Raw genomic sequence first — 25,238 nt, 5'->3', positions numbered from 1 at the left:
GATCTGCCTGGTGATAATCGAAACCCAGTGCCAGAAGGTTCCAGCACGGCCTGAGCTGCGGTAAGGTGAAAGGGCATTAGCCATCTTTCAGACAGAACAGACAGGGAGAACAGGGTGGACAAGAAAATTGGTTTTATCGGCTGCGGCAATATGTCTAAGGCAATCATTGCGGGCCTGGTCGCTGGTGGGCAGATAAAAGCGGAGAATATCTGGGTTTTTGACCGCAAACCTGCCACCAATCAGGCCATGCAGCAGCAGTATGGGATTACCCCGGCGGAAAGTGCCGAACAGGTGGCGAAACAGGCGGATATACTGTTTGGTGCGGTTAAGCCTAATGTGATCCTCAACGTGCTCAAAGAGGTTGCCGGCAGCCTGAATAAAGAGACACTGGTGGTGTCGATTGCGGCGGGCGTGACCCTGGATTCGCTGGCCGGCGTGCTGGGCCATGACCGTAAAATTGTGCGGGTGATGCCGAATACCCCGGCGCTGGTGAATGAGGGGATGACGTCAGTCACACCTAACGTGCTGGTCAGCCGCGAAGAAGCTGATGAGATCGTGGCGATTTTCAATGGATTTGGTAAAGCGTCGCTGGTACCGGAGTATCTCATCCATGCCGTGGTCGGGGTGAGCGGCTCTGCGCCCGCCTACGTCTTTATGTTTATTGAGGCGATGGCCGATGCGGCGGTGCTGGGCGGTATGCCGCGTGCGCAGGCCTATCAGTTCGCCGCCCAGGCGGTGAAAGGTGCCGCACAGATGGTGCTGGAAACCGGTAAACATCCGGGAGAGCTGAAAGATATGGTCTGCTCACCGGGCGGCACCACCATTGAGGCGGTCAGGGTGCTGGAAGAGAAAGGCCTGCGCGCCGCCGTGATTGAGGCCATCCAGCAATGTATGGCCAAATCCGAGCGGATGAGTAAAGCCTGATACCGTCGGGCAGGCGCAGCGGTCATGCCAGAAACCAACCGGGTGCACAAGAATGCACCCGGTCTGAAGGAGAATTACCCGCTTAACGCCCGAGGAGCACTAGCCGTTAGCGGCCTCCCGCCATTAACCCTTTTTAAGGCAACTGCTCATAAAGGTTTTACGCTCATCCCCTTTCAGGGCTTTCTGGGTCGCATCCGCGTTACAGGTCTTCATTTTCATCTGCTGCGGCGTCATGCCCTCCATCTTTTGATCTTTCTTCAGGCAGTTGCTCATAAAGGCTTTACGATCGTCACCTTTAAGCGCTTTCTCACCCGCCTGTTTGTTACAGACCGTCATTTTTTCCTGCTGAGGCGTTTTATCTGCTGCTACAGCATTACCGGCAGCAAGCAACGACAGCAGTACAGCCGAGATCAGCATGCTAGTTTTCATACCCTTCCCATCCCTTTATTGTTTTTAAACCAACATAAAGTGTGGCACGTGAAAAGTATTCGGTGAGAAAAAAAGAGAATAATGCGGGCAAGATCGTGGCAGAAGGGATTATTTTGTCACCGTCGGTGATTCGGTGACAGCTGGGCAGGATTACTGACGTGGGTGGGTCAGCAGACGCTGAATATAATTCTCTAACAGGGTGACTTCTTCCGGATGATCGGTACCCGCATCGGAGACGGAAGCAGTATTCATCGCCGAGGTGACGCTCTCATTAATCTGGCGCAGATGCTCGCTATCGAGCTTGCGCAGCAGCGCGGTCATCACGATTTCCAGTGCCTCAACCTGAGCGACCAGTTCTTTCGATTCTGCTTCTTTTTCAGCCAGTCTGATCAGTAGCTCTGCAACAAGGTTTTTCATAACACTGTCTCAATATAATAAAGCAAGACGGTATCATCGAAGTAATGAAAAGAGAATAACCTTTTTTATTATATTTTCGCTGCTTATGCACCATAAAGGGGAGAAATGCGGGTAATGAAAAGCGAAACGTTTCGCTTATTGATTATTAAAGTTTAATCCCGGATGTTATTGCTGTTAATGAGTACCGGAGCCCTCTGTGTTGCTCCGGTTTAAACGGTCAGCTAAGCATCAGGGTGCCATGAAGCCACCGCGTGGCCCGCCGCCGCCATGGCCGCCGCCGTGACCACCACCGCCCCAACCGCCGCCGCCACCCGGTGGTGGGAACAGGCAGCCACTTAATGCTGCAACCAGCGCAACGACACTCACCGCTTTAAGAATTCGAATCATGGGATAACCTCAGTTTGTCATTTCGCGGTGATAGTAAGCGCCGTTCCAGCCGCTCACAATGCAGATTACTCTGGTTCCACGGGCTTTTTACCGGCGGTAACCGCGCTTAACATTTTCCTGCGGTTATACCGACGAAAAGCTGTAGCCGCCCTGCGCTCAAACCCATTTTCAGCGTCGATCATCGTCCGGGGGACGCAGGTGAATGACGATCGCGGCGCCTTAACGCGGGTGAGGCCGCCGATAGCGCCAGATCAGCTGCACGGTATTGACCAACACCACCAGACCGGTGGCGGCAAACACCCAGCGGAAGCCGCCACCGGCTGAAATCACGGATCCCATCAATGGACCCACCACGTTACCCAGATACATAAACGACTGGTTATAGCCAAAGATACGCCCGGTCACCTGGTCGCTGGAATAACGCAGCAGCAGCGTCTGTACCGCCGGCATCATCGCACCTTCCGCAAAGCCCAGCAGGAAGCGCAGTATCGCCAGCTGGGTGGCGCTGGTCACCCAGGACATGCCGATAAACAGCATTATTGTCAGGATCAGTGAGGCAAACAGAATGCGCTGCGCGCCAATCCGATCGCCGAGTTTACCCAGCGAGGGGGCCGAGAGCAGCGCCGACACGCCAGGGATCGCCGCAACCACGCCGCTGAGGAAGGCGATATTTTGTACGTTCGGCTCCAGTTCGCGCACAAACAGCGTTAATATCGGGCTTATGGAGCCGTTACACAGCTGGATAACCAGGGTGGTCATAAACAGGCTGATCACCAGCCCCGGCCGGCTCAGCGTGCGAAATACCATCGCGCCACTAAGCTTGTCCTCTTTCCTGACCCGCGGCGGCCCGCCCTCTTTAATCAGAAAAAGGGTGATCATAAAGCTTACCAGCAGCAAACCCGAGGTAAGCAGAAATACCGCCCGCAACCCAACCCAGTCGGCCAGCAGCCCGCCCATCAGCGGCCCCAAAATCACCCCGCAGATCTGTGCGGTAGAAACCATGCTCAGCGCCCAGCCGCTGCGCTCACGCGGCACCTGTGAGGCCACCAGCGCCATCGCGTTAGGGATATAGCCGGAGGTCAGCCCCATCAGCGCACGCAGCGCCAGCAGCTGCCAGACGTTGGTGACGAATGCCTGCAGCAAAATCACCGCGCCCATGCCAAAAGAGGCGCGTAGCAGCATCAACTTGCGCCCTTTACGGTCGGCAAGGCTGCCCCACATCGGTGAAACAATCGCAGAAATCAGAAAGGTAATGCTGAAAATCAGGCCGGACCACAGCGTCAGAGCGCCGGGATCGGTAACACCGAGTTGCTCAACGTAGAGCGGCAGAAACGGGATAATCTGACTGATGGCCAGGCCGGTAAACAGACAACCGAACCAGACTGAGATGAGGTTAACCTTCCAGGATTCCATTGTGACGGCTTTATCTTCTGGCTTCACTATGAGCCAAAAGTGTACCACGACGAGCCTGATATTTTTCCGCGCCTGAGAGCAAAAAACCCGCCAGAGGCGGGTTTTTTGTATTTCGTTGTTAACAGAACCGGTTTAACCGATTCGCTGACAACGAAGCAGGCATCACTTACAGCGCAGTAACGTTTGCAGCTGCAGGGCCTTTCTGGCCGTTCTCGATAGAGAACTCAACTTTCTGGCCTTCTTCCAGAGTTTTGAAACCCTGGTTCTGGATTGCAGAGAAGTGTACGAACACGTCTTTGCTGCCGTCAGCTGGAGAGATAAAGCCGAAACCTTTCTCAGCGTTGAACCATTTTACTAAACCAGTCATTTTGTTAGACATGTGTCTATCCTTCAATATTGTAGATAAGCCGCATAGGGCACGAGGTTTGTCAACAGGGATTACTATGAGGCACTCAAGAAGGAGGTCAGTCAGCGTTACGCTTAACTGAAGACTGCTTTACTAAAATTGCTCGCATACGTGGGTCTGTATCAAAACCGACGGACACATTTACTCATAACACCATCGCGATAACAAGCATTAATAAAACAAAAAAAGTCATTAAATGTCAGCTTATTGAATTTAAGGGGAAAAAATCAATCCTGCGCGACAAATGTGCTGCGCAAACCGCCAATGCCATCGCCACAGGGCAACCCGCTCTGGCATCCGCAGGTAGACGCCATCCGCCCCACAAGAAACGGCGAAACCTGCTGCGGATAACCTATACGAATGTTTACACGCCGAACGATTGCCATTCGTCATCACACCTTTAAGATAAGCCCCCGACCAGCGGCCGCCCCGCTCCGTTATCGCGTTGAAATAAATCAGGAGACGGCTTGTGAGCCAGTGGAACAGACGACTTTTAAAACGTGCCCGCCAGCTGTGCCAATACCTGCTGCTACCGCTGATAATCATCGTGTTAACGATTAAACTTCACGATAGCCTGCGCGCCCCGATCCTGCCGGCAGATTTCGCCACACGCTCGCTGCACACGATTGACGGGCGCGATCTGACCCTGGCCGAGCTGAGCGCTAAAAAGCCGCTGGTGGTATGGTTCTGGAACCGCTGGTGCGCCGCCTGCCAGGACGGCCTGCCGCTGATGATGCGGCTTGACGGCAAACGCATCGGGGTGCTGACGGTTGCCGTCCGCTCGGGGGATGACATCGGTATAGTGCGCTACCTGCAGGGGCATCACCTGGCCGTCCCCGTAGTCAATGACAGCCGCGGTGAACTGGCCGATAGCTGGCAGGTCACCGCCTCTCCTACCATGATTATCGTGGCGAAAGGTGAAGCGGTCAGCACCACCAGCGGCTGGACCAGCGACCTTGGCGTATGGGTACGACTTTGGTGGGTGCGTAAGTGGCAATACTGACGGACCGCTGTACAGGCCCGTCAGCGGCGATTTAACCGCAGTAAACGCTGGTGATTTTTTGCTGCTGGTCACCCATAAAGTTCAGGCGATTCAGATTAAAATCCATGGTGACCGCGGAGTTATGCGGGATAGCACGCACCGGCCCCTCGAAGCGCACGTCGTTAATCGACGAAAGCGGCTTGCCGACATACTGCTGATACTGCGACGCACCACAGCGATCCAGCTCAGGATCCACGGCGGCAGACGCCGCGCCCTTGTTGCCCGCTGACTGGCAACCTGACAGCGCCATCAGCGCCGTGACTACCGCGATTTTTCCATAAATGGTCATGTTTTCTGCTCCTCTTTTTGCGTAGATAACCAGCGATTTACTGTGAAGACTAACAGATTTAATCGCGTAAGCCGCAAGAAAAACAGCTCATATTGCTGCCTCCCTTGCCTTTTAAGGCGCACGCATCGCTCAAAAAAACCTTACCTGCGGGTTATAATTTCAAGGCTAATCCTCAAGAGAAATACAGTATGGAACTGACTCTGTTTCTGGCTTTTGCCCTGTTAATGACGCTGGTGGCGGTAAAAGTCCGTTAACCCTGTGTGCGCCTGCGCAATGATTTCCCATGCAGGCACACCATCGACAGCCCACCGTGCAGACGTTATCATCGTTGCCTCCTGGCACAGAGAACTCTGCATGACCCTACCCGGCGATCGCATCACCCATACCCTGCTCTGTGCAGGCGCACTGTTTATCTGGTATGCGATTAGCGTGCTGGTCGGTGCGCTGCCGAATTTCACTTACCTGCAGTCCAGTGGCCTGCTGATGCCGCTGCTATGTGCGCTGGAATTTGCCGCGCTGGTGCCGGTTTACCGCTGGTATGTTCGCAGTTATGACACCCCGATCCCCTCAGGCAGGCTAACGCTGCGCCAGGCGTTGCTGTTCAGCGCGATGCTAATCGCGCTGATTGCTGCACAGTCACTCTATCTGCAGCGCGAAGGCTGGACCGGTGCGCAGCAAACCGGCTCGCTGTATACCGTGGTGCTGTTCTCGCTGGCGGTGGTCTTTCTCGCACCGGTGTATGAGGAGATCCTGTTCCGCGGCTTTGTGCTGCAGGGGCTGTTACTGTGGGCACCTCGGCAGCGGCTGGCCTGTTCGCTGCTCAGTTCGCTTATTTTTGCCGCCGTGCATACCCAGTACGTGCATCTGCAAACGCTGATCGCGCTGGTGCTGCTCTCGCTGCTGCTGTGCGCGGCTCGCTTCGTTTCCAACGGACTCAGACTCCCCATTTTTCTGCATATGCTCAATAATTTCCTTGGCGTTGCACCGGGTCTGTGGCTGGCTTTTTCCCATTAATCCACAGCATCTCTGATGTTTATAACTCTTTTTGCTGGCTTATAACCATTACTCATAACGTTAGCCAATAATCTACTATGGTTATTTCGCAGGGTTAAATTACACTCGCGACAAATCTTAAGGTAAGGAAACACCATGAAATTTTTAGCTCCCTCAGTGATGGCGGTAGCCCTGGCGGCCTCCTTTACCGCGACGGCTGCCACCCCGGCTGACACGCTGGTGATCGCTCAGTCTATCGATGATGCCAGCAGCTTCGATCCGGCTGAAGGTTTTGAACTGACCTCGGTACAGGCGTTTACTAACCTCTATCAGCGCCTGGTTCAGTCTGACCCACAGAACCCGACCGACCTCAAGCCGACGCTGGCCACCAGCTGGCAGCCGGGTGCGGATAACCGCAGCATGACCTTCACCCTGCGCGATGATGCCAGATTTGCCTCCGGCAACCCGCTGCGCCCGGAAGACGTAATCTTCTCTCTTTCGCGCGTGGTAAAGCTGAACCTCGACCCGTCGTTTATTCTGACTCAGCTCGGCTGGACCAAAGACAACGTTGATGCCCAGCTGAAAAAAATCGACGATAAGCACGTGCAGATCAGCTGGAGTGCCGACGTCAGCCCGACCTATGTGCTGAGCCTGCTGGCCGCCCCGGTCTCCTCAATCGTTGACGAAAAAACCGTCGCGGCCAATGCGAAAAATGGCGACTTCGGCAACAAGTGGCTGGGCCTGCACTCTGCGGGCAGCGGCCCGTACCAGATCCGCAAGTTTATCCCCCATGAAGTGGTGCTGTTCAGCGCCAATCCGACCTCACCGGCCGGCGCACCGAAGCTGAAAAACGTGCTGATTAAGAACGTGCCGGAGCCGGCCGCACGCCGCCTGCTGCTGGAGCAGGGTGATGCCGATATCGCCCGTAACCTGGGTGCCGATCAGATGGCGGCGCTAAAGGATAAGGCCGGCGTCAAAACGCTGGCGGTGCCGATGGCCTCGCTGTACTACGTTCAGTTCAATATCGACGCTAATCCGGTGCTGAAAAACCCGGCGCTATGGGAAGCTTCGCGCTACCTGTTTGACTACAAAGGCATTGCCAACGACCTGCTGAAGGGCCAGTTCCAGGTGCATCAGTCGTTCCTGCCGGAAGGTTTCCTCGGTGCGCTGAACGATAATCCGTTCACCTATGACCCGGAGAAAGCCAAAGCGATCCTGAAAAAAGCCGGCCTGACCAACGTCAGTTTCAAGCTCTCCACCAGCAACCAGCCGCCGTATCTGGACATCGCCCAGGCGCTGCAGGCCAGCTTTGCCAAAGGTGGCGTGAAGGTTGAGGTGCAGCCGGGCATCAGCAGCGAGGTCGCAACAAGGGTTAAGGCGCACCAGTATGAGGCGACGCTAAACGCCTGGGGCGCAGACTATTTCGACCCGAACACCAACGCGGCCGCCTTCGCCTATAACCCGGAAGACGGCAGCAAAACGCTGGCCTGGCGCTCCAACTGGCATATTCCGGAGCTGAGCAAACAGACGCTGGCCGCCACCGCAGAAACCGATCCGGCGAAGCGCGTAGCGCTGTACCAGAAAATGCAGCGTGAAGTGCAGCAGCATTCACCGTATGTGGTCGGCATGCAGGCGCGTAACCTGGTGGCGCTGCGCGATAATCTGCAGGGCTATGTGCAGGGTATCAACCCGGATATGGTTTATTACAGCCAGGTCACCAAGTAATGCTGAGTGGTTCAAGCCAACGCGGGGCCCCTGACGGGGCCCGTTTGTTCTGGCGGCGCAGCAGCGGCGCGCTGGGTGCGCTGATTTCACTGGCGGTTACCCTGGTCGGGCTGCTGGTGTTCACCTTCGCCCTGTCACACCTGTCACCGGTGGATCCGGTGCTGCAGATCGCCGGCGATCACGCCAGTGAATCCACCTACGCCCAGGTACGCCGCGATCTCGGCCTCGATCAGCCGGTCTATATGCAGTTCTGGCACTATCTGACCCACCTGCTGCGCGGCGATCTGGGCATCTCCAGCATCACCAACCAGCCGGTGGCCAGCGATCTGCTGCGTACCTTCCCGGCAACCGTTGAGCTGGCCACCTGCGCGATGATTTTTGGCTCGGTGGCTGGCATCCTGCTGGCGCTGGCCGCCGCCTGGAAACCGGGCAGCGTGCTGGATAACGTCGCCAGGCTGATTTCCCTGCTTGGCTATTCGGTGCCGGTGTTCTGGCTCGGGCTGCTCGGGCTGCTGCTGTTCTATGCGGTGCTGCACTGGTCGGCCGGGCCGGGAAGGCTGGACGATATCTGGATCTACACTCTGGAGCCGAAAACTGGCCTGGTGCTGATTGACAGCTGGCTGTCTGGCGACGCGGAGATGTTCCGCAACGCCATCGCCCATCTGTGGTTGCCGGTAACGGTGCTGGGGCTGCTGTCGATGGCTACCATTACCCGCCTGCTGCGCGCCGCGATGCTGGAAGAGAGCAGCAAAGAGTATGTGACGCTGGCGCGGGCCAAAGGGGCCAGCCGCGGTCGCATCCTGCTGCTGCATATCTTTCCTAACGTGCGCGGCACGCTGATTACCGTGCTGGCGCTCTCCTATGCGTCGTTGCTGGAAGGTTCAGTGCTGACCGAAATGGTCTTCGCCTGGCCGGGCGTCGGGCGCTATATGACCACCGCGCTGTTTGCTTCAGATACGCCGGCGATCCTCGGATCCACGCTGCTGATTGGCGGCTGCTTTATCATCATCAACGCGCTGGCGGATGCGTTAACCTATCTGACCGACCCGAGAACCCGATGAGCCACACTTCAACCGTTCCACCGCGCCTGCGGCCGCAAACCGCACGGCGCAATATCACCTTAGGCATCGGCCTGACGCTGGTTGGCCTGCTGATTCTGACCGCGCTGTTCGCGCCGCTGCTGGCTCCATACGATCCTAACGCGCAGGAGATGGCCGTGCGCCTGACGCCGCCGTCCGCCGCTCACTGGCTGGGCACCGACGGCTTTGGCCGCGACCTGTTATCCCGCGTGATTTATGGCGCAAGGCCCACCCTGCTGCTGGTATCGCTGATCCTGGTGCTGACCATTCCGGTCGGCATGCTGATCGGCATCAGCGCCGGCTATCTCGGTGGCTGGAGCGAGCGGGTGCTGATGCGCATTACCGATATTTTCCTGTCGCTGCCCAATCTGGTGATCGCCCTGGCGCTGGTGGCGATGATGGGCCCCGGTCTGATGAACGGCGCGCTGGCGCTGGCGCTCACCAGCTGGCCCCCCTTTGCCCGCCAGGCTCGCGCCGAAACTCTGGCGCTGCGCCGCAGTGACTATCTGGCGGCGGCACGGATGCAGGGTATTAACGGCCTGCGCCTGATGTTTGGCCATATTCTGCCGCTGTGCCTGCCTACTGCCGTGGTACGTGCCGCGCTGAGCCTTGGCGGCATTATTCTCGCTGCCGCCGGGCTGGGATTCCTGGGCATGGGCATCCAGCCGCCGACCGCCGAATGGGGCTCGATGGTTGCCGAAGGCAGTAAGGTGATTTTCGACCAGTGGTGGGTGGCCGCCGTGCCCGGCGGCGCAATTCTGTTTGCCAGCCTGGCCTTTAACCTGACAGGCGACGGCCTGCGTGACCGACTGGATACCCGAAATGGCAACTGATACAACCGCGCCGATCGTGGCAGAGGGCCTGACGATTTATGCCCCCTCCGGATCGGCGTTAGTGAATAATATTAGCTTCACCCTTGGCCGCGAACGCGTGGCGCTGGTCGGCGAGTCCGGTTCCGGCAAATCGCTGACCGCCCGTGCGCTGATGGGGCTGCTTTCACCTTCGCTACGGCTGCGGGCCAACACCTTCAGCGTGGCCGGTGAAGATGCGCTGACGCTGAGCGAGCGCCGCTGGAGCCAGCTGCGCGGCAGCCAGCTGGGGATGGTGATGCAGGACCCGAAATATGCCCTCAATCCGATGCGCACCATCGGCTGGCAGGTCGCCGAGCCGCTGAAGCTGCACGGCCGCTTCAGCCGGGCGGAGACCAGAGAGAAGGTCTGCGAGATGCTGGATGCGGTGGGCCTGCCGCAGCCGGCCGAGCTGATGCAGCGTTACCCGCATCAGCTCTCCGGCGGCATGGGCCAGCGGGTGATGCTGGCAATGGCGCTGATCGCCGAGCCACGCTTTTTGATCGCTGATGAGCCGACCTCGGCGCTCGATCACGCGATGCGCGATCAGGTACTGGCGTTGATCCGCAAGCTGGTGGAACAGCGCGATATGGGGCTGCTGCTGATCAGCCACGACCTGCAACAGGTATCCGAACACTGCGAGCGGGTGATAGTAATGTACCAGGGCGATATTCTCGATACCCTGCAGGCCGCCGATCTGCCCCACGCTACCCACCCCTACACCCGCACGCTGTGGTCGTGCAGGCCGAACAAATCCACGCACGGTAAGCCACTGCCGGTGCTGGACCGCGCCGCGCTGCAGGCCGGAGGTCAGCATGATTGAGTTAAACCAGCTGAGCGTAGCGCACAGGCAGGGCTACGAGCTGCGCACCGTGGTGCATGATGTCAGCCTGACCATCGCTGCCGGTGAGTGCTTTGGCCTGGTCGGCCCCTCAGGCTGCGGCAAATCGTCGCTGCTGTGGGTGATGGCCGGACTGAACCCGCACTGGCAGGGCCAGATGCGGCTGGCAGGACATACGGCGCTACCCGGCAACGCCTTCACCGGGCAACTTCGCCGCGACGTGCAGATGGTGTTCCAGGATCCCTATGCCTCGCTGCACCCGCGCCATCGCCTGCGCCGCACGCTGGCAGAGCCGCTTAAGCTGCTAAAATTGGACAACATCAACGATCGCATCGATAGCGCCTTCAGCCACGTCGGGCTGGATACGGCGCTGGCGGATCGCTATCCGCATCAGCTCTCCGGCGGCCAGCGCCAGCGCGTGGCGATCGTCCGCGCGCTGCTGCTGGAACCGAAGATCCTGCTGCTTGACGAACCCACCTCGGCGCTGGATATGTCGGTACAGGCGGAGATCCTCAACCTGCTGAATCAGCTGAAACAGCAGGAGAACCTGACCATGGTGCTGGTCAGCCACGATCCCGACGTGATCGATCATATGTGCGATCGTGCGGTACATATGGATCGCGGGCGGATTGTCGGCTGATTCACCCTTCAGATACAGGGATCGGAGCAGGGAGCAGGTCAGATGATCCGGGGGAGTTACGATGACGTTACGATGACAGCGCCCGGCACCTGTGGGTGCCATTGCGATCGGACCACCAGAAACAAACCTGTTTCAGCCCCGGGTCAGCGGGGCATTCACAATATCAGGAGATCGCGGAGTCTGACGCGTGTTTGTGCTTGTCCGCTTCAAAGTGCGCTTTGAACTGCTCGTAAATCGAGATCATATTGGAGGCATCCCCCTGCAGCGGGCTGAGCTTTCCTGCGCGTACCAGTTCAATCACCAGCTGAAGTGCAGCCTGTTTTGGGCTGCTGGACGGATGTGCAATTTCGTTCGACATAAAAAATCCCGTTAAGACATTGAGTGCTAAACTTTAGCAAGTTTGGCCGGGCCGGGTGAAGCTTTTTGCTCCCTCTCACCGCAACAGTGCCGCTGTCCTCACTGGCGCTGCAATTAATCTGTACAAATAAATTTATCTTGTACAACTTTCCGAAGTTCGTTACAGTGTCTGCCTGTAACGAATTATGCATTTGCATGGCCTCGGAAAGTGCTGCTGGGTTTCCATTTTCCGAGGCAATTTTTTCCCCGCTCCCTCCCTGATTAACTTTTCGTGCCACCCCCCCTGTTTTCTTGATCGCCGACAAGGCAGAACCGGTCACGCAGGCTAAAATTTAACCACCCATTGCAAAACAGTAAGGGAGGTTAAGATGAAACGTCAGCGTGTAGCATCATCCATTATTCAGTCCATCGGGTATGACGCTGACAGGCAAATTCTGCAAGTGGAAACCTGTTCCGGTAACATGTTTACCTACTGTCACGTTCCGCTTACCGCCTGGCATTTCCTGATGGCTGCGCCCTCAAAGGGCCAGTTTTTTAATCAAAACATCAAGCATCACTACCCGACACGTTAAGTGATGGTTTTTAAGCGGCGGGGCGTTCTGCCCCCCGCCTTTGCCCGCACGCCGGACCTTTTGCGCTCCCGGTCTCATCGCCAGCCGTTCGCCGTTGCCTTATGTTTACTTTTCGCCCAATAATATGCTGACACTACCGGCCCGGCTGACTATTATCAAAGCTGAATTTACGCGCGCTCAACGGCGCTTTCGGAGGGTTAGCATGGCGGATCGTCGGGATTCTTTTAGCGTACTGCGCGCTGCACTGTTGTCCCCCTTGCTGGCGCTGCCGCTGGCGGGCTACATCCCCGCTTTATACGCGGAAAAAATTACCATCGCGCTCAGTCAGGAACAGGACGGTGGGCCTGCCGGACGGGCATGCATTTATGTTCATCAGGGTAAGGCAGAGTATCGTTTGGTGAAAGCGGGGGAAACCTGCGCGGCAGAGATTGTGGTGGAGAGCCATCAGAGCTGACGCTCAGCGGTGGCCATCCTGTGGCCACCGGTGCCGGTGAAACATCAGCCGGCGATCAGCATCAGGCTAGTAACGCGCCTCGGCAAATTTGTGCGGCTGATTGATTGCCCGCCGGGCAATCCAGTAGAGTAAAATCCGTTCGTCATCGTGATCCTGATCGGCCATCGCCAACAGTTTCAGACCCAGCGTCGCTTTGTTAACCGGTTGCCCGGTCATACTCAGGTCGACCACCGCCTTACCGATGATAGTGCACACTTCTTCGTCACTGGAAACGGGTGAATCTGATTCGCTACTCATTTTCTCCTCCTCTTTGGTCAAAGATTAAGCATAGCAAATCTGTCGCATTTGCCAGCGCATTCTTTTGAACACGATTTTGTCACGGTTCGCCTATACTCTGTAGCAACTGCATCTGTCAAAGGAGTGAGCCATGTTAATAGGTTTCGTCTTACTGGTGAGCGCATGTGGACATGATGCCTGCGACGCGTTGCCGGTGTCTGAACATATTTTTCCGACCCGTGCGACCTGCGAAGAGATGATGGCGCGTATTCATAAACGGCGCCCCGACGCCGTCCTGATGTGTGGCGAGGTCTATCGCTAATCCCCGTATTATAACGCCAGCGCGGTCGCGCTGGCGGGATCGAACAGCGACAGGCTCTCGATCTGTTCCAGCATAATCACCTTACGAAAGTCCAGCGCCGACCTTGGCTGAGAATCCAGCATGATGCCGTGCTCCGCATACCAGCGGCTGTAGTTATGCTCGATGCGCAGATTCAGCGTTTCGCTGTCGCGATAGCCGCTGAGCATCGGAATCAACACCAGATTGGCGGTGATCTCATTTTCGTAAGAAGCGGTATGGATCATACCGATATAGATACGCTTAGACTTGAGTGTGATCCACGCGAGATCTCCCTCCTCCATGCACTGAAACAGCAGCCCTTCAACGCCGTTAGCGCGCGACAGCCTCTTGTACAGCTTCTTACGGCCTTCTCCGTTGAGGCGGGCGCTGCCCGACCAGTTAGAGCGATAGAGGCAAAAAGTCACCGCGAATGCCAGCATAATCACCACCGGTGCCTGAATGCCGAGGAAGCTCCAGGTCATAAACTCGGCCTGCCACTGGTGATACTCACCGTGAGAAAGTGCCGGAATGGCATTAAAGACCGCGGAACAGGCCAGCAGCAGCAGCCAGATTAACCCGGTCGCCATCACGCCCTGCAGGACAAAGATACAGCCGTACAGCGCCACCAGAAAATAGACGTCCCAGCCGAACGAGCGTTTGATTTTGAAGCGGGTAGAGAGGTCACGGCTGGTGTACCAGTAGCCACATACCATCAGTACCATAAAGATTGCGGTACCCATCTTATGCCCTCTTCAGCGCGTTAATATGGCGAACAAAATCCTCGCGCACCGCCGGGCTGGCAATATTGACCGTCGCACCGCCGTCTTCGTTGATGATAATGCGCGCCCCCTCCTCAATAGCCTCTTCCACCTCGTCCGGGCTCATCACCTGCAGCAGGGACTCCGGGCTGGAAAAAAGTGCACGTAAAAATCGCAACATCGCCTGCTCCTTATGAGAAAAACAGTAATTCTGGCAACAGACTGGCGATGTTGCCAGGTTGAGCGGCGTCAGTCGCACGCCGCTGGCAGAGAAATCCTGTTTACTTTCCGACGGCGAATGCTAATTTCATTACTTCACACTACGGAGAGACATCATGAAGCAACTGGTGATCGATATTTTAATGAAGTTAGCCAAAATGGACGTGGATACCAAAGAGCTGACGGCCCAGGTGGAGGCGCAATCGCTGCTGATTGCCGCACTGCTGCTGACCACCGGCAAAGGGGAATCGTCCTCAATTTCAGAAAACATCAACAACGCCATCGTGACCGCTTCACGAGCGGGTGATGAATTCCTGCAGTCCGATATTGATCTATTGCTGACCCACGTGAACCGCCTGCTGGCGGTAACCCGTCAGGTCGATCAAACGGCGGCAACGCAATAACCATGTCCTCGCTGAATGATGAACTCAGTCGAGAGCGCGAACGGGTGTTCGAGACGCTGCGCGCGGCGCTCTCGGCGCTGGGTAGCGTGGTGGGGCGCGATACTGAGATTGTGCTGCACGACCTGAGCGCCCCGGAAACTTCGGTGATGGCGATTGCCAATGGCCACGTCACCGGGCGCATGGCAGGCAGCTCGGTGCTGGCGGTACCGGATCAGGATCTCGGGCTCAGCGCGCTGATTAATAGCGTGCCTGACGGCGGCGATACCACACCGCTGGTGATCCCTGATTACGCCACGCGCAACAAACAGGGGCAGACGCTGCGCAGCGCCACGGCGCTGTACCGCGACAGCAGCGGCCAGCCGTTTGCGGCGCTGTGCATAAACAGTGACCAGAACGCGCTGCTGGCCGCCCGCGAGGCGATCGACCGGCTGCTGAGCGGTCAGCCCTCCCCTGCGGTGCAGGCCGCCTCCGCGCCCGAGAGCGCCGATATGGAACAGCTGATGGCGGAAATTATCGCCGATTCACTGGTCGAACTGGAAACTGGCCCGCGTTCGGCCCGTAAGCAGGCCAAACTGGCGGCGGTACGCAGAATGCAGGAACGCGGCATGTTTATCGTCAAAGGCGGCATTGAGAAAGCCGCCGCGGCGTTGGGCGTCACCCGCTACACCATTTACAACTACCTGGAAGAGATCCGCAGCCGGGCGGAGCAGGAGTGATCTCCCTGCCAAATCGCGCAGCGACAGCCGTAGCAGATAATGGTGGTTAAGCCGGCCACGATGATAAAAAGCGGAACTCTTACAGGCAAATTCAGCCGTTTTTAATTCCCCTCGGGTACCCCATTATCTGCTTTTCAACTCTTTCGCCTTGCGCCCGTCATTTTAAGGACAATATATGACTCAACATCTCAATAAAGACACCGTACTTTGCATGTCACTGGCGGCCAGACCGGGCAATTTCGGCACCCGTTTCCATAACTATCTGTATAACGCGCTGGATCTCAACTACCTGTATAAAGCCTTTACCACCACCGATCTGGCGGCGGCCATTGGCGGCGTGCGGGCGTTGGGGGTACGCGGTTGCGCCATCTCAATGCCGTTTAAAGAGGCGGTAATCCCGATGATTGACGAGCTGGACAGTTCGGCCAAAGCCATTGACTCCGTCAACACCATAGTGAATACCGACGGCCGCCTGAAAGCGTACAATACCGACTATATCGCCATCGCCAGCCTGCTGGCGCAGTATCAGGTGTCGAATCAGCTTAGCTTTGCGCTGAACGGCAACGGGGGTATGGCCAAAGCGGTCGCCTGTGCGTTAAAAGATGCTGGTTTTCGCTACGGCCATATTATTGCGCGTAATGAGGCACGGGGACGCGAGCTGGCGGATCTGTACGGTTTCAGCTGGCAGGCAGAAGTGGGTGATCTCAAACCTGGGCTGCTCATCAACGCGACGCCCGTCGGCATGAGCGGCGGCAAGGAAGCAGAACAGCTGTCATTCAGCCCGGCGACCATCGCCAACGCCAGCGTCGTTTTCGACGTGGTGGCCCTGCCTGAACTGACGCCGCTGGTGCGTGAGGCGCGCGCGCAGAATAAAACCACCATTACCGGTAGCGAAGTGTTCGCTATTCAGGCGGTGGAACAGTTCGCCCTCTACACCGGCATACGCCCGGACGACGCGCTGTTCCGCGAAGCGGCGGCCTGGGCGCGTCAGTAAACAGAGCCTGTTCTCTGTTCTGACACTCGCACAGGCTGGCGCGCCCTGTATTGTTCACCGGGCAGTCTGCGCCGGTGAACCCGCCCCCTGGCGCGTTTGTCAGAACAGCAGCGACACCAGCCAGAAACCGGCAAAGGTCATCAGCAGTGAGCCGACAACATGGGTGAGCACTGAGACCATCGCCCAGAGATAGTTACCGGCCTGCATCAGCGTCACCACTTCCAGAGAAAAGGTGGAGAAAGTGGTCATACCGCCGCACAGGCCGGTGGTAATCAGCAGTTTCCAGGCCGGATCGAGCTGCGGGTGGCGCATAAACCACGCCATCGCGGCACCGATAATCAAGCCACCAACCAGATTAACCAGCAGCGTGCCCGGCGGCAGAGAGGGGAAAAGCGAATTCAGGCGCACGGCGAGCAGCCAGCGGATAACACAGCCGGCGCAGCCGCCGATCATTACAGCCAGTAACGGTTTCAATATAGCATCCTCAGTCAGCAGCGAGGACGGTGCCGCCAGGCGGAATACAGACGGCCCGATACACCGACCTCATGATAAAAGTCAGGGTTATCAGGCGTCATCAACCCCTAACGTTGCCGCCAGAGCAATTCGACGCGTGCGCGGGAAAAAAAGCGCCCGGGCGGGCGCTGTTAAGGCGGTCAGGCGCGCAGCGTGTCGTCGCCGAAAGCCACCCACTTATAGGTAGTCAGCGCTTCCAGCCCCATCGGGCCACGGGCGTGCAGCTTCTGGGTGCTGACCGCCACTTCCGCACCGAGGCCGAACTGGCCACCGTCGGTAAAGCGGGTGCTGGCGTTGACGTAGACCGCTGAAGAGTCAACTTCATTGACGAAACGGTCGGCGTGGTTCAGGGTGCGGGTCAGAATCGCATCGGAGTGCTGGGTGCCGTATTCGCGAATATGGGCGATCCCTTCGTCCAGGTCATCTACCAGCTTAACGTTAAGATCCAGCGCCAGCCACTCGTCGCGGTACTGAGCGTCGGTCACCGCGCTGACGGCCGCCGGGCCATTCTGCAGCAGCGGCAGCGAACGCGGATCGGCGTGCAGGGTAATCCCCTCGGCCGCCATCCGCGCGCTCAGCGCAGGCAGGAAGCTGTCAGCGATCGCCGCATCAATCAGCAGCGTCTCTACCGAGTTGCAGGCGCTCGGGCGCTGCTTCTTGGCGTTAACGATCACGTTCAGCGCCGGCTCCAGCTCGATGCTGCGATCGACATAAATATGGCACACGCCGATACCGCCGGTGATCACCGGGATGGTCGAGTTTTCTCGACACAGCTTGTGCAGCCCGGCACCGCCGCGTGGGATCAGCATATCAACGTAGCGATCCAGCTTTAGCAGCTGATTAACCAGCTCGCGATCCGGGCTTTCGATCGCCTGTACCGCGCCAGCCGGCAGCCCATGCTGCTGCAGCGCGCGTTGAATCACGCGCACGGTCGCCGCATTGGTCCGGTAGGTCTCTTTGCCGCCGCGCAGGATCACCGCGTTGCCGGTTTTCAGGCACAGGCTGGCAACGTCGACGGTCACGTTTGGCCGCGCTTCATAAATGACCCCCACCACGCCGAGGGGCACGCGGCGGCGCTCGATGCGCAGGCCGCTGTCCAGCCGGCCACCGTCGATCACCACGCCGACCGGATCGGCCAGATTGCATACCTGGCGTACGTCATCCGCGATGCCCTTCAGGCGCTGCGGGTTAAGCATCAGCCGATCCAGCAGCGCGGCGCTCATGCCGTTCTGGCGGGCATCCGCCAGATCCTGCTCGTTGGCGGCCAGAATCTCCGCGCTCAGCAACTCCAGGCTGTCCGCGATGGTCAGCAGCACGCGGTTTTTTTGTTCGGTGCTGAGTACCGAAAGCTGATATGACGCGGCCTTGGCCGCTTTACCCATTTGTTCAAGCATCTCTGTTCCTTAAGCCACAATCATATCGTCGCGGTGGATGGCCACCGGACCATATTCATAACCGAGAATATCGCTAATCTGCTGCGAGTGGTGTCCGGCAATCATGCGCATGGCATCGCTGTTGTAACGCGATACGCCGTGGGCGACGTCCCGCCCCTGCAGGTTGCGGATGCGGATCACTTCCCCGCGGGAGAAGTTGCCGCTGACCGAACGGATGCCCTTCGGCAGCAGCGAGCTGCCGCGCTCGAGGATCGCCACCAGCGCGCCGTCGTCGACCACCAGTTCACCGGCCGGCGGTGCGCCGAAGATCCAGCGTTTGCGGTTTTCCAGCGGGGTCTGGAAGGCGTGGAAGCGGGTGCCCACCGGATTAGCCGCAATCACGTCGCCAATCACGCCAGGGCGGCTGCCCGCCGCGATGATGGTGTCAATGCCGGCGCGGCAGGCCACGTCGGCCGCCTGCAGCTTGGTGGTCATGCCGCCGGTACCCAGCCCGGAAACGCTGTCGCCGGCCAGCGCCCGCAGCGCATCGTCAATAGCGTGCACGTCGCCGATCAGTTCGGCCTGCGGGTTATTACGGGGATCGGCGGTAAACAGCCCCTGCTGATCGGTCAGCAGCAGCAGTTTGTCCGCGCCGGCGAGGATCGCGGCCAGCGCCGACAGGTTGTCGTTATCGCCGACCTTGATCTCGGCGGTGGCCACCGCGTCGTTTTCGTTAATCACCGGCACAATATGGTTATCGAGCAGCGCGCGCAGGGTATCGCGGGCGTTAAGAAAACGCTCACGGTCTTCCAGGTCTGCGCGGGTCAGCAGCATCTGACCGATATGGATGCCGTAAATCGAGAACAGTTGTTCCCACAGCTGGATCAGACGGCTCTGCCCCACCGCAGCCAGCAGCTGCTTTGAGGCGATGGTAGGGGGCAGCTCGGGGTAGCCAAGATGTTCGCGCCCGGCGGCCATTGCCCCTGACGTCACAATCACAATCCGGTGGCCTGCCGCATGTTGCTGGGCGCACTGACGCACCAGTTCAACGATATGGGCCCGATTCAGCCGACGGGATCCGCCGGTCAGTACGCTGGTCCCCAGTTTTACCACCAGGGTCTGGCTGCTGCTCATTAATTTCCTGCCATATTGTAAAAAAAGAGTGCGAAGCAACGTTTTAACAGGTGTCGCGCCGGAAACCAACAGCAAGCCTGGGAAAACGACGAAAAAGCCCTGACCACTTGCTAGTCGAAAAGTTCGTTAATAACAAGAAATGTATAGAAGTGTAATAAAAGTTTAATACGAAAAGGGTAAAACGTTCCTGCCTTGAGCAGCCCCGTGGGCCGCTTACACACTTACTCTTTCGGGATTGATAGCAAAATGAAGAAAAGCGCACTGGCAATCTTAACCGCCGCACTGGCCCTCTCCACCGCAGCTCAGGCCGCAGAAGTCTATAACAAAGACGGCAACAAGCTGGACCTGTACGGCAAGGTCAAAGGCCTGCACTATTTCAGCGACAGCGACAGCAACAACGGCGATAAATCCTACGTTCGTCTGGGCTTCAAAGGCCAGACCCAGATTAATGACCTGATGACCGGTTACGGTCAGTGGGAATACCACTTCAACGCCAACAACTCCGAAAGCTCTGATGCGCAGAACGGCAACAAAACTCGTCTGGGCTTCGCTGGTCTGAAATTCGGCCAGTACGGCTCATTCGACTACGGCCGCAACTACGGCGTACTGTACGACGTGGAAGCCTGGACCGATATGTTCCCAGAGTTCGGCGGTGACGGCACGGCGCGTACCGACAACTTCATGACCGCGCGTACCACCGGCGTGGCCACCTACCGTAACACCAACTTCTTCGGCCTGGTGGATGGCCTGAAGTTCGCCCTGCAGTATCAGGGTAAAAACGACGCGGGCGGCGCTAACGACCGTACCAGCGTTGCGCGTCAGAACGGTGACGGCTACGGTATGTCTGCGGTTTACGCACTGGGCGACAGCGGCGTGAGCGTCAGCGGTGCTTACACCTCATCCGACCGTACCAACAACCAGCAGGCGCAGGCTTACGGCCACGGCGATAAAGCTGATTCCTGGGGTACCGGTCTGAAGTTTGACAACAACGGCCTGTACCTGGCGGCAATCTACACCGAAACCCGCAACATGACGCCAATCAGCGGCACCAACACCGTAACCGGTGGTAGCATCAGCGGCATGGCGAACAAAACTCAGAACATTGAATTGCTGGCACAGTACCAGTTCGACTTCGGTCTGCGTCCGTCACTGGGCTTCATCCAGACCAAAGGTAAGGATATGGAGAACGGTCTCGGCAACGAAGATTTAGTGAAATACATTGATGTGGGCGCTACCTATTACTTCAACAAGAATATGAACGCCTATGTGGATTACAAAATTAACCAGCTGGATGACGACAACAAACTGTCTCTGAATACCGACGACGTGGTTGCCGTAGGCCTGGTTTATCAGTTCTAAGCGGTCAGTGTCGACCCTGTAACACCCCTCATAATGTGTCTGAACAAAGGCCGGTGCTCTCCTCACCGGCCTTTTCTTTATTCTTTTACCGCCATGCGTTGCACTTACGCGCTCAGTTTAACCGGTTGATCGGCAAACCCGGCGGCAGGTACCAGCCCCAGCTCCAGCTCGGCCAGCTGCGCCTTCAGGCGCTCATGAAACTTGCGTAACGTCTCTTCGAGGCGGGCATTATTGTCCTTACCTTTGATCGCCGTTGGCTTCCAGTTACCCTCTTTATCAAACAGACCAAAATGGTACTCATAGGTGAAGTGGTCGCTCTGTGCTTCCAGCTCCATCCACCAGCCCCAGAACTCGCGGCTCTCCGGTGCCGGTTTGACGTTGACGCAGACGGCCAGACAGTCAAAGAAGAAGCGATCGCCTTCACATTTGCCTTCACGGATGTAAGGACCTAATGAGCCAAAGCGCTTCATTAAGCGGCTCTTAGGATGTCCACTCGGTAACGTCATCGTTTTACACTCCTTGGTTGAGCCTATAGTTGTAGCAAAGTCAGCAATTTTAGCAAATCAGGCGCGTAATCGTTGCAATAACCAGTCGCCGATTTCGTTCAATCCGCGTTCAAAACCGGCCAGCGCCGGTGAGGATTTCATCGGCAGCAGCCGCCCCTGCGCCGACGAACTGACGATCAGCCGTGACTCCTCTTCCGGGCTGAACGGATCGTCGGCCCAGTAGCCGGAGAGCATCGGCGTGGTACAGCGGCGGCCCAGCAGCCCCTGCAGCTTCAGCGAAAAGCGGCTCATTTCGGTACGCAACGCGCTGTCTGAGGTGCTGGACATACCCAGGCGGCTGGCCAGCATATCCATATACATATCCGGCACCCGATCCTGCAGGCTGGCGTCACTCAGCAGGCTGTGTACCACCGGCCCGAGACAGGCCACGCCGCGCAGGCGCTGCGGTTCCATATAGGCCAGCCGTACCGCCACATTGGCGCCGAAACGGAAGCCGAATGCCGCCACCCGGGTATGATCGATCCACGCCACCCGGTCTAGCTGGCGCAGCACCTGCTGATGCAGGAAGCTAGAGTCCTGGGTCAGCCGCCATTTGGCGGAGAAGCCGACCGACGGCACATCCAGCGTCAGCATGGCTATGCCGCGGGGCGCAAGATAGTCGTGGAATAAACGGTAGTGATCGCTCTGCAGCGAGTCGAGGTTGCCGCACAGCAGCACGGTCGGATAAGGGGCCTGCACGCCTGCGGGCATATGCAGAAAACCGGTCACCGGGCTGCCGCCGGGGATGGCAAACTCCAGCTCTTTCAGCTCGCCGGGCAGGCGGCTGGTCGCTTCCTGATAAGCACGGTTGGCCAGCAGCAGCGGTTGATCGGCCAGCACATCCTCTTTCAGGTAAGGATAGGCCGCGAGGCTGTAGAGATTCGCAGCATGCAGCCAGTGCTGGCCGGCCAGCAGATCGTCATCGCACTCACTGGCCTTCTGCTGCCACGCCGCGCCCTGGGTTGACCATTCGTAGATCCAGTTACCGCCGCGATAGCCGATCACCGTATCCAGCAGCCGATCGTCGGTGTGTTCAACGTCGCTGACCGCAATACGCGCCAGCACTTCGCTGACTTCCAGGGGTGACAACCCGCGCCAGGTCCACAGCAGCAGGTTAATCATCCGGTACCATCCGGGGCGGTTTTCCCCATCGAGGGCAGAATGAATGTTTAACGGGCGGTGATGGTGGACACGACGCACCAGCGATGACGTTTCCGGATGTTTAAAGCGCGGTTTGAACAGTTCTTCGCTGAGATTTTTCGGTGACACGGGTGGGGTCTCCTTCGGCGTGCGGATCAGACACTCAGTCTACCGCAGGCGATGGAAACAGGCGAAGCCTAAAAACAGACGCGCCCGGCATAACCGGGCGCGTTTTGACCGACATCAATCAGTTTTTAACAATCGGCGGAATATAGGCAACGCCCATGTCCCACGGCTGTTCAATCCAGGTATTCTGCGGGATATCGATAATGTAGTCGTCAACCAGCGGACGGCCGGCCGGCTTGGCGAAGATGGTAACGAAACGCGCTTTCGGGTACATATCGCGGATTGCCTGGGCGGTGCCGCCGGTATCCACCAGATCGTCAATTACGATAAAGCCTTCACCATCGCCCTCTGCACGCTTCAGCACTTTCATTTCGCGCTGGTTGTCGTGGTCATAGCTGGAGATGCACACGGTATCCACATGGCGGATGCCCAGTTCACGGGCCAGCAGGGCCGCAGGGACCAGGCCACCGCGGCTGACGGCGATAATGCCGTTCCACTGTTCAACAGGAAGCAGGCGCTGAGCCAGTTTGCGGGCATGAATTTGCAGCATGTCCCAGGTGACGACGTATTTTTCACTCATAAAGAAATCCCGGCCAACGTGATTGGCTTAAAAAATGTGCAATGGGAAAAGGTTGCGCGGAATTATAGTGATCTGACGCGCTAAAAACCAGCGTCAGAAACGCGGGTAACCGCTTTTTTGGCCGAGCGAACGAAGCAGGCGGCCGCAAAGGGTGATATTCTTGCCTCATCACGCCGGAATGCCCGGCGGGAAATGTCCAACCGATCACTGCTTCACCGCCCGCTGCGGCAGGCCGGTGCTGCTGACACAGGAGAGTCATCGTGTCTGAACTGTCTCAATTATCGCCACAGCCGCTGTGGGATATCTTTGCCAAAATCTGTTCAATTCCGCATCCGTCTTACCATGAAGAGCAGCTGGCTGCGTATATCGTCTCGTGGGCCAGCGAGCAGGGTTTCTGGAACGAACGCGACGAAGTCGGGAATATCCTGATCCGCAAGCCGGCCACCCCGGGATATGAGAACCGTAAACCGGTGGCGCTGCAGGCGCACCTGGATATGGTGCCGCAAAAAAACAGCGACACGGTACACGACTTCACCAAAGACCCGATTCAGCCGTGGATTGACGGCGAGTGGGTCAAAGCGCGCGGCACCACGCTGGGCGCGGATAACGGTATTGGCCTCGCTTCGGCGCTGGCGGTGCTGGCCGACAGCCGCGTCGAGCACGGCCCGCTGGAGGTGCTGCTGACCATGACCGAAGAGACCGGCATGGTCGGTGCCTTCGGTCTGCAGGCCGGCTGGCTGCAGGCGGATATCCTGATCAACACCGACTCTGAAGAGGAAGGCGAGATCTACATGGGCTGCGCGGGCGGCATCGACTTCACCACCACCCTGCCGCTGACCCGGGAAGCAGTGCCTGCCGGTTTCCAGACGCTGAAGCTGACGCTGAAGGGCCTGAAAGGCGGCCACTCCGGCTGTGATATTCACGTCGGCCTCGGCAACGCCAACAAGCTGCTGGCGCGCTTCCTGTTCGCTCACGCGACCGATCTCGACCTGCGCCTGATCGACTTCACCGGCGGCACGCTGCGTAACGCCATCCCGCGTGAGGCCTTCGCCACGCTGGCGCTGCCGGCCGGCAACGCTGACCAGCTGAAGGCGCTGGCGGCAGGCTACCTGACCACCCTGCAGCACGAGCTGAGCCAGGTTGAGAAAAACATCACCCTCGTCACCGAGGTGGTGGCGAGCAGCGAACAGGCGCTGACCGCGCAGAGCCGTGATGCGTTTGTCGCGCTGCTGAACAGCACGCCGAACGGCGTGATCCGCAATTCTGACGTGATGAAAGGCGTGGTGGAAACCTCACTGAACGTCGGCGTGGTGGCCTTTGAAGGTGACAGCGCGAAGATCAACAGCCTGGTACGCTCGCTGATCGACAGCGGAAAAACCTACCTGGTGGAAACGCTGACCGCGCTGGGCCAGCTGGCCGGAGCAAAAACGGTGGCCAAAGGCAGCTATCCGGGCTGGGAGCCGGACGCGACTTCGCCGGTGATGGCACTGGTACGCGATACCTACCAGCAGCTGTTCAACAAAACGCCGAACATTCAGGTGATCCACGCCGGCCTGGAGTGTGGCCTGTTCAAAGAGCCGTACCCGGAGATGGATATGGTCTCCATCGGACCGACCATTACCGGCCCGCACTCGCCGGATGAGCAGGTGCATATCGCCAGCGTCGATCTCTACTGGCAGCTGCTGACCGCGCTGCTGAAGGCGATCCCGGCGAAGTAAGCCCTACCGGCGCGGAACCTGTCTCTGACACTCCGTGCCGGCTACTTTAGCCACCGCAGGGCGGCTACAGATTTTTCGCTTAGCGCCCTGCTCTCCCCGCCCCTGCTTTACGCTGTTGTGTCCCTGCTGCAGACTATCCGCATTCATGCCAGCGAGCCCCAGGCTGCAAACCACCCACCTTATGCTACGCCTCACCAGCAGAACGGTTCGAACGGTTCGATGCATCG

General features: G+C 58.0%; 31 protein-coding genes. 16 read left to right on the top strand and 15 right to left on the bottom strand.

The window, feature by feature from the left end; genetic code table 11:
* The first annotated feature begins 114 nt into the window (after window positions 1-114).
* Window positions 115-924: a pyrroline-5-carboxylate reductase gene (gene proC / locus ASF13_RS06670; protein ID WP_072166314.1), complete on the top strand. Its 810-nt coding sequence runs from the start codon at window positions 115-117 to the stop codon at window positions 922-924.
* A 123-nt stretch (window positions 925-1,047) separates the two neighbouring features.
* On the opposite strand, the gene ASF13_RS06665 is transcribed toward proC, so the two are convergent.
* The 4 genes from ASF13_RS06665 to cspA form a co-directional block, all read right to left on the bottom strand.
* Window positions 1,048-1,353: a PsiF family protein gene (locus tag ASF13_RS06665; protein WP_056233875.1), complete on the bottom strand. Its 306-nt coding sequence runs from the start codon at window positions 1,351-1,353 to the stop codon at window positions 1,048-1,050.
* A gap of 150 nt (window positions 1,354-1,503) precedes the next feature.
* Complete coding sequence (gene iraP / locus ASF13_RS06660) at window positions 1,504-1,770, bottom strand: anti-adapter protein IraP (protein ID WP_056233873.1); 267 nt, start codon at window positions 1,768-1,770, stop codon at window positions 1,504-1,506.
* Window positions 1,771-2,376: 606 nt separating this feature from the next.
* Complete coding sequence (locus ASF13_RS06655; protein WP_056233871.1) at window positions 2,377-3,570, bottom strand: multidrug efflux MFS transporter; 1,194 nt, start codon at window positions 3,568-3,570, stop codon at window positions 2,377-2,379.
* A gap of 166 nt (window positions 3,571-3,736) precedes the next feature.
* Complete coding sequence (gene cspA, locus ASF13_RS06650) at window positions 3,737-3,949, bottom strand: RNA chaperone/antiterminator CspA (RefSeq protein ID WP_056233869.1); 213 nt, start codon at window positions 3,947-3,949, stop codon at window positions 3,737-3,739.
* A gap of 574 nt (window positions 3,950-4,523) precedes the next feature.
* On the opposite strand from cspA, the gene ASF13_RS06645 reads away from it, so the two are divergent.
* Window positions 4,524-4,979, top strand: a complete 456-nt coding sequence (locus ASF13_RS06645; protein WP_162237183.1) for a redoxin domain-containing protein — start codon at window positions 4,524-4,526, stop codon at window positions 4,977-4,979.
* Between the two features lie 31 nt (window positions 4,980-5,010).
* Here the strand turns inward: ASF13_RS06645 and ASF13_RS06640 are convergent, their stop codons facing one another.
* On the bottom strand, window positions 5,011-5,307 hold the full coding sequence (locus tag ASF13_RS06640) for an I78 family peptidase inhibitor (protein ID WP_056233865.1): 297 nt from the start codon (window positions 5,305-5,307) through the stop codon (window positions 5,011-5,013).
* A gap of 354 nt (window positions 5,308-5,661) precedes the next feature.
* Between ASF13_RS06640 and ASF13_RS06635 the strand changes: the two genes are divergently transcribed.
* The 6 genes from ASF13_RS06635 (at window position 5,662) to ASF13_RS06610 (ending at window position 11,433) form a co-directional block, all read left to right on the top strand.
* Entirely contained in the window at window positions 5,662-6,321 is a 660-nt protein-coding gene (locus tag ASF13_RS06635; protein WP_056233863.1) for a CPBP family intramembrane glutamic endopeptidase, read from the top strand.
* A gap of 135 nt (window positions 6,322-6,456) precedes the next feature.
* Complete coding sequence (locus tag ASF13_RS06630) at window positions 6,457-8,025, top strand: ABC transporter substrate-binding protein (protein ID WP_056233861.1); 1,569 nt, start codon at window positions 6,457-6,459, stop codon at window positions 8,023-8,025.
* Complete coding sequence (locus ASF13_RS06625; protein ID WP_056233859.1) at window positions 8,025-9,086, top strand: ABC transporter permease; 1,062 nt, start codon at window positions 8,025-8,027, stop codon at window positions 9,084-9,086. Before ASF13_RS06630 ends, ASF13_RS06625 begins: the two co-directional genes overlap by 1 nt.
* Window positions 9,083-9,937, top strand: coding sequence for an ABC transporter permease (locus ASF13_RS06620; protein ID WP_056233858.1), 855 nt, complete (start codon window positions 9,083-9,085; stop codon window positions 9,935-9,937). The genes ASF13_RS06625 and ASF13_RS06620 overlap by 4 nt, the downstream gene beginning before the upstream one ends.
* Complete coding sequence (locus ASF13_RS06615) at window positions 9,927-10,775, top strand: ABC transporter ATP-binding protein (protein WP_056233855.1); 849 nt, start codon at window positions 9,927-9,929, stop codon at window positions 10,773-10,775. Before ASF13_RS06620 ends, ASF13_RS06615 begins: the two co-directional genes overlap by 11 nt.
* Window positions 10,768-11,433, top strand: coding sequence for an ABC transporter ATP-binding protein (locus ASF13_RS06610; protein WP_056233853.1), 666 nt, complete (start codon window positions 10,768-10,770; stop codon window positions 11,431-11,433). The genes ASF13_RS06615 and ASF13_RS06610 overlap by 8 nt, the downstream gene beginning before the upstream one ends.
* Window positions 11,434-11,596: 163 nt before the next feature.
* On the opposite strand, the gene ASF13_RS06605 is transcribed toward ASF13_RS06610, so the two are convergent.
* Window positions 11,597-11,791 carry a hypothetical protein gene (locus tag ASF13_RS06605; RefSeq protein WP_056233851.1) on the bottom strand — a complete coding sequence of 65 codons (195 nt, stop codon included), beginning with the start codon at window positions 11,789-11,791 and terminating at the stop codon, window positions 11,597-11,599.
* A gap of 367 nt (window positions 11,792-12,158) precedes the next feature.
* Here ASF13_RS06605 and ASF13_RS06600 point away from each other — a divergent pair, with 367 nt between their 5' ends.
* The gene (locus tag ASF13_RS06600; RefSeq protein ID WP_056233849.1) at window positions 12,159-12,362 is read left to right on the top strand and encodes a KTSC domain-containing protein; all 204 of its coding nucleotides are present in this window, start codon (window positions 12,159-12,161) and stop codon (window positions 12,360-12,362) included.
* A 202-nt stretch (window positions 12,363-12,564) separates the two neighbouring features.
* Window positions 12,565-12,816, top strand: coding sequence for a hypothetical protein (locus ASF13_RS06595; RefSeq protein ID WP_056233847.1), 252 nt, complete (start codon window positions 12,565-12,567; stop codon window positions 12,814-12,816).
* Between the two features lie 66 nt (window positions 12,817-12,882).
* On the opposite strand, the gene ASF13_RS06590 is transcribed toward ASF13_RS06595, so the two are convergent.
* A complete protein-coding gene (locus ASF13_RS06590; RefSeq protein WP_056233845.1) occupies window positions 12,883-13,113 on the bottom strand; it encodes a hypothetical protein in 231 nt (76 codons plus the stop codon).
* Window positions 13,114-13,243: 130 nt separating this feature from the next.
* On the opposite strand from ASF13_RS06590, the gene ASF13_RS24750 reads away from it, so the two are divergent.
* A complete protein-coding gene (locus ASF13_RS24750; RefSeq protein ID WP_199177648.1) occupies window positions 13,244-13,414 on the top strand; it encodes a hypothetical protein in 171 nt (56 codons plus the stop codon).
* A gap of 8 nt (window positions 13,415-13,422) precedes the next feature.
* On the opposite strand, the gene ASF13_RS06585 is transcribed toward ASF13_RS24750, so the two are convergent.
* The gene (locus tag ASF13_RS06585; protein WP_056233843.1) at window positions 13,423-14,172 is read right to left on the bottom strand and encodes a hypothetical protein; all 750 of its coding nucleotides are present in this window, start codon (window positions 14,170-14,172) and stop codon (window positions 13,423-13,425) included.
* 1 nt (window position 14,173) lies between these two features.
* Window positions 14,174-14,371 carry a hypothetical protein gene (locus ASF13_RS06580; protein WP_056233841.1) on the bottom strand — a complete coding sequence of 66 codons (198 nt, stop codon included), beginning with the start codon at window positions 14,369-14,371 and terminating at the stop codon, window positions 14,174-14,176.
* A gap of 154 nt (window positions 14,372-14,525) precedes the next feature.
* Here ASF13_RS06580 and iraP (ASF13_RS06575) point away from each other — a divergent pair, with 154 nt between their 5' ends.
* The 3 genes from iraP (ASF13_RS06575) to ASF13_RS06565 all read left to right on the top strand — a co-directional run bounded on the left by iraP (ASF13_RS06575) (window position 14,526) and on the right by ASF13_RS06565 (window position 16,523).
* Window positions 14,526-14,813: an anti-adapter protein IraP gene (gene iraP, locus ASF13_RS06575; RefSeq protein ID WP_056233840.1), complete on the top strand. Its 288-nt coding sequence runs from the start codon at window positions 14,526-14,528 to the stop codon at window positions 14,811-14,813.
* A gap of 2 nt (window positions 14,814-14,815) precedes the next feature.
* Window positions 14,816-15,529: a transcriptional regulator gene (locus tag ASF13_RS06570; RefSeq protein ID WP_056233838.1), complete on the top strand. Its 714-nt coding sequence runs from the start codon at window positions 14,816-14,818 to the stop codon at window positions 15,527-15,529.
* Window positions 15,530-15,704: 175 nt separating this feature from the next.
* Window positions 15,705-16,523, top strand: a complete 819-nt coding sequence (locus tag ASF13_RS06565) for a shikimate 5-dehydrogenase (protein ID WP_056233836.1) — start codon at window positions 15,705-15,707, stop codon at window positions 16,521-16,523.
* Window positions 16,524-16,622: 99 nt separating this feature from the next.
* On the opposite strand, the gene crcB is transcribed toward ASF13_RS06565, so the two are convergent.
* The 3 genes from crcB to proB form a co-directional block, all read right to left on the bottom strand.
* On the bottom strand, window positions 16,623-17,000 hold the full coding sequence (crcB, locus tag ASF13_RS06560) for a fluoride efflux transporter CrcB (protein ID WP_056233834.1): 378 nt from the start codon (window positions 16,998-17,000) through the stop codon (window positions 16,623-16,625).
* 176 nt (window positions 17,001-17,176) lie between these two features.
* Window positions 17,177-18,430 carry a glutamate-5-semialdehyde dehydrogenase gene (gene proA, locus ASF13_RS06555; protein WP_056233832.1) on the bottom strand — a complete coding sequence of 418 codons (1,254 nt, stop codon included), beginning with the start codon at window positions 18,428-18,430 and terminating at the stop codon, window positions 17,177-17,179.
* Window positions 18,431-18,439: 9 nt separating this feature from the next.
* Window positions 18,440-19,543: a glutamate 5-kinase gene (gene proB, locus ASF13_RS06550; protein ID WP_056233831.1), complete on the bottom strand. Its 1,104-nt coding sequence runs from the start codon at window positions 19,541-19,543 to the stop codon at window positions 18,440-18,442.
* Between the two features lie 246 nt (window positions 19,544-19,789).
* Here proB and ompC point away from each other — a divergent pair, with 246 nt between their 5' ends.
* Window positions 19,790-20,902: a porin OmpC gene (gene ompC / locus ASF13_RS06545; protein WP_056233829.1), complete on the top strand. Its 1,113-nt coding sequence runs from the start codon at window positions 19,790-19,792 to the stop codon at window positions 20,900-20,902.
* Between the two features lie 104 nt (window positions 20,903-21,006).
* Here ompC and crl read toward each other — a convergent pair whose 3' ends face one another.
* From crl to gpt, 3 genes are all read right to left on the bottom strand, one after another.
* Entirely contained in the window at window positions 21,007-21,408 is a 402-nt protein-coding gene (crl, locus tag ASF13_RS06540; protein WP_056233827.1) for a sigma factor-binding protein Crl, read from the bottom strand.
* A gap of 57 nt (window positions 21,409-21,465) precedes the next feature.
* Window positions 21,466-22,716, bottom strand: a complete 1,251-nt coding sequence (gene frsA / locus ASF13_RS06535) for an esterase FrsA (RefSeq protein ID WP_056233826.1) — start codon at window positions 22,714-22,716, stop codon at window positions 21,466-21,468.
* Window positions 22,717-22,834: 118 nt separating this feature from the next.
* Window positions 22,835-23,293 (bottom strand): xanthine phosphoribosyltransferase, encoded by a 459-nt coding sequence (gpt, locus tag ASF13_RS06530; RefSeq protein WP_056233824.1) that lies wholly within the window; start codon window positions 23,291-23,293, stop codon window positions 22,835-22,837.
* Window positions 23,294-23,553: 260 nt separating this feature from the next.
* Here gpt and pepD point away from each other — a divergent pair, with 260 nt between their 5' ends.
* A complete protein-coding gene (pepD, locus tag ASF13_RS06525; protein ID WP_056233822.1) occupies window positions 23,554-25,011 on the top strand; it encodes a beta-Ala-His dipeptidase in 1,458 nt (485 codons plus the stop codon).
* The last annotated feature ends 227 nt before the right edge of the window (window positions 25,012-25,238 follow it).

Origin of the sequence: Erwinia sp. Leaf53, from assembly GCF_001422605.1 — a bacterium.
GTDB lineage: Bacteria > Pseudomonadota > Gammaproteobacteria > Enterobacterales > Enterobacteriaceae > Erwinia.
The sequence above is the reverse complement of the archived record's forward strand: the minus strand, read 5'-3'. Positions and strand labels throughout refer to the sequence as shown.

Coding starts and splice junctions, on each gene's coding strand:
- ASF13_RS06665 (WP_056233875.1), bottom strand. CDS start 1,353: ATGAAAACTAGCATGCTGATCTCGGCTGTACTGCTGTCGTTGCTTGCT.
- iraP (WP_056233873.1), bottom strand. CDS start 1,770: ATGAAAAACCTTGTTGCAGAGCTACTGATCAGACTGGCTGAAAAAGAA.
- ASF13_RS06655 (WP_056233871.1), bottom strand. CDS start 3,570: ATGGAATCCTGGAAGGTTAACCTCATCTCAGTCTGGTTCGGTTGTCTG.
- cspA (WP_056233869.1), bottom strand. CDS start 3,949: ATGTCTAACAAAATGACTGGTTTAGTAAAATGGTTCAACGCTGAGAAA.
- ASF13_RS06640 (WP_056233865.1), bottom strand. CDS start 5,307: ATGACCATTTATGGAAAAATCGCGGTAGTCACGGCGCTGATGGCGCTG.
- ASF13_RS06635 (WP_056233863.1), top strand. CDS start 5,662: ATGACCCTACCCGGCGATCGCATCACCCATACCCTGCTCTGTGCAGGC.
- ASF13_RS06630 (WP_056233861.1), top strand. CDS start 6,457: ATGAAATTTTTAGCTCCCTCAGTGATGGCGGTAGCCCTGGCGGCCTCC.
- ASF13_RS06625 (WP_056233859.1), top strand. CDS start 8,025: ATGCTGAGTGGTTCAAGCCAACGCGGGGCCCCTGACGGGGCCCGTTTG.
- ASF13_RS06620 (WP_056233858.1), top strand. CDS start 9,083: ATGAGCCACACTTCAACCGTTCCACCGCGCCTGCGGCCGCAAACCGCA.
- ASF13_RS06615 (WP_056233855.1), top strand. CDS start 9,927: ATGGCAACTGATACAACCGCGCCGATCGTGGCAGAGGGCCTGACGATT.
- ASF13_RS06610 (WP_056233853.1), top strand. CDS start 10,768: ATGATTGAGTTAAACCAGCTGAGCGTAGCGCACAGGCAGGGCTACGAG.
- ASF13_RS06605 (WP_056233851.1), bottom strand. CDS start 11,791: ATGTCGAACGAAATTGCACATCCGTCCAGCAGCCCAAAACAGGCTGCA.
- ASF13_RS06600 (WP_056233849.1), top strand. CDS start 12,159: ATGAAACGTCAGCGTGTAGCATCATCCATTATTCAGTCCATCGGGTAT.
- ASF13_RS06595 (WP_056233847.1), top strand. CDS start 12,565: ATGGCGGATCGTCGGGATTCTTTTAGCGTACTGCGCGCTGCACTGTTG.
- ASF13_RS06590 (WP_056233845.1), bottom strand. CDS start 13,113: ATGAGTAGCGAATCAGATTCACCCGTTTCCAGTGACGAAGAAGTGTGC.
- ASF13_RS24750 (WP_199177648.1), top strand. CDS start 13,244: ATGTTAATAGGTTTCGTCTTACTGGTGAGCGCATGTGGACATGATGCC.
- ASF13_RS06585 (WP_056233843.1), bottom strand. CDS start 14,172: ATGGGTACCGCAATCTTTATGGTACTGATGGTATGTGGCTACTGGTAC.
- ASF13_RS06580 (WP_056233841.1), bottom strand. CDS start 14,371: ATGTTGCGATTTTTACGTGCACTTTTTTCCAGCCCGGAGTCCCTGCTG.
- iraP (WP_056233840.1), top strand. CDS start 14,526: ATGAAGCAACTGGTGATCGATATTTTAATGAAGTTAGCCAAAATGGAC.
- ASF13_RS06570 (WP_056233838.1), top strand. CDS start 14,816: ATGTCCTCGCTGAATGATGAACTCAGTCGAGAGCGCGAACGGGTGTTC.
- ASF13_RS06565 (WP_056233836.1), top strand. CDS start 15,705: ATGACTCAACATCTCAATAAAGACACCGTACTTTGCATGTCACTGGCG.
- proA (WP_056233832.1), bottom strand. CDS start 18,430: ATGCTTGAACAAATGGGTAAAGCGGCCAAGGCCGCGTCATATCAGCTT.
- proB (WP_056233831.1), bottom strand. CDS start 19,543: ATGAGCAGCAGCCAGACCCTGGTGGTAAAACTGGGGACCAGCGTACTG.
- ompC (WP_056233829.1), top strand. CDS start 19,790: ATGAAGAAAAGCGCACTGGCAATCTTAACCGCCGCACTGGCCCTCTCC.
- crl (WP_056233827.1), bottom strand. CDS start 21,408: ATGACGTTACCGAGTGGACATCCTAAGAGCCGCTTAATGAAGCGCTTT.
- gpt (WP_056233824.1), bottom strand. CDS start 23,293: ATGAGTGAAAAATACGTCGTCACCTGGGACATGCTGCAAATTCATGCC.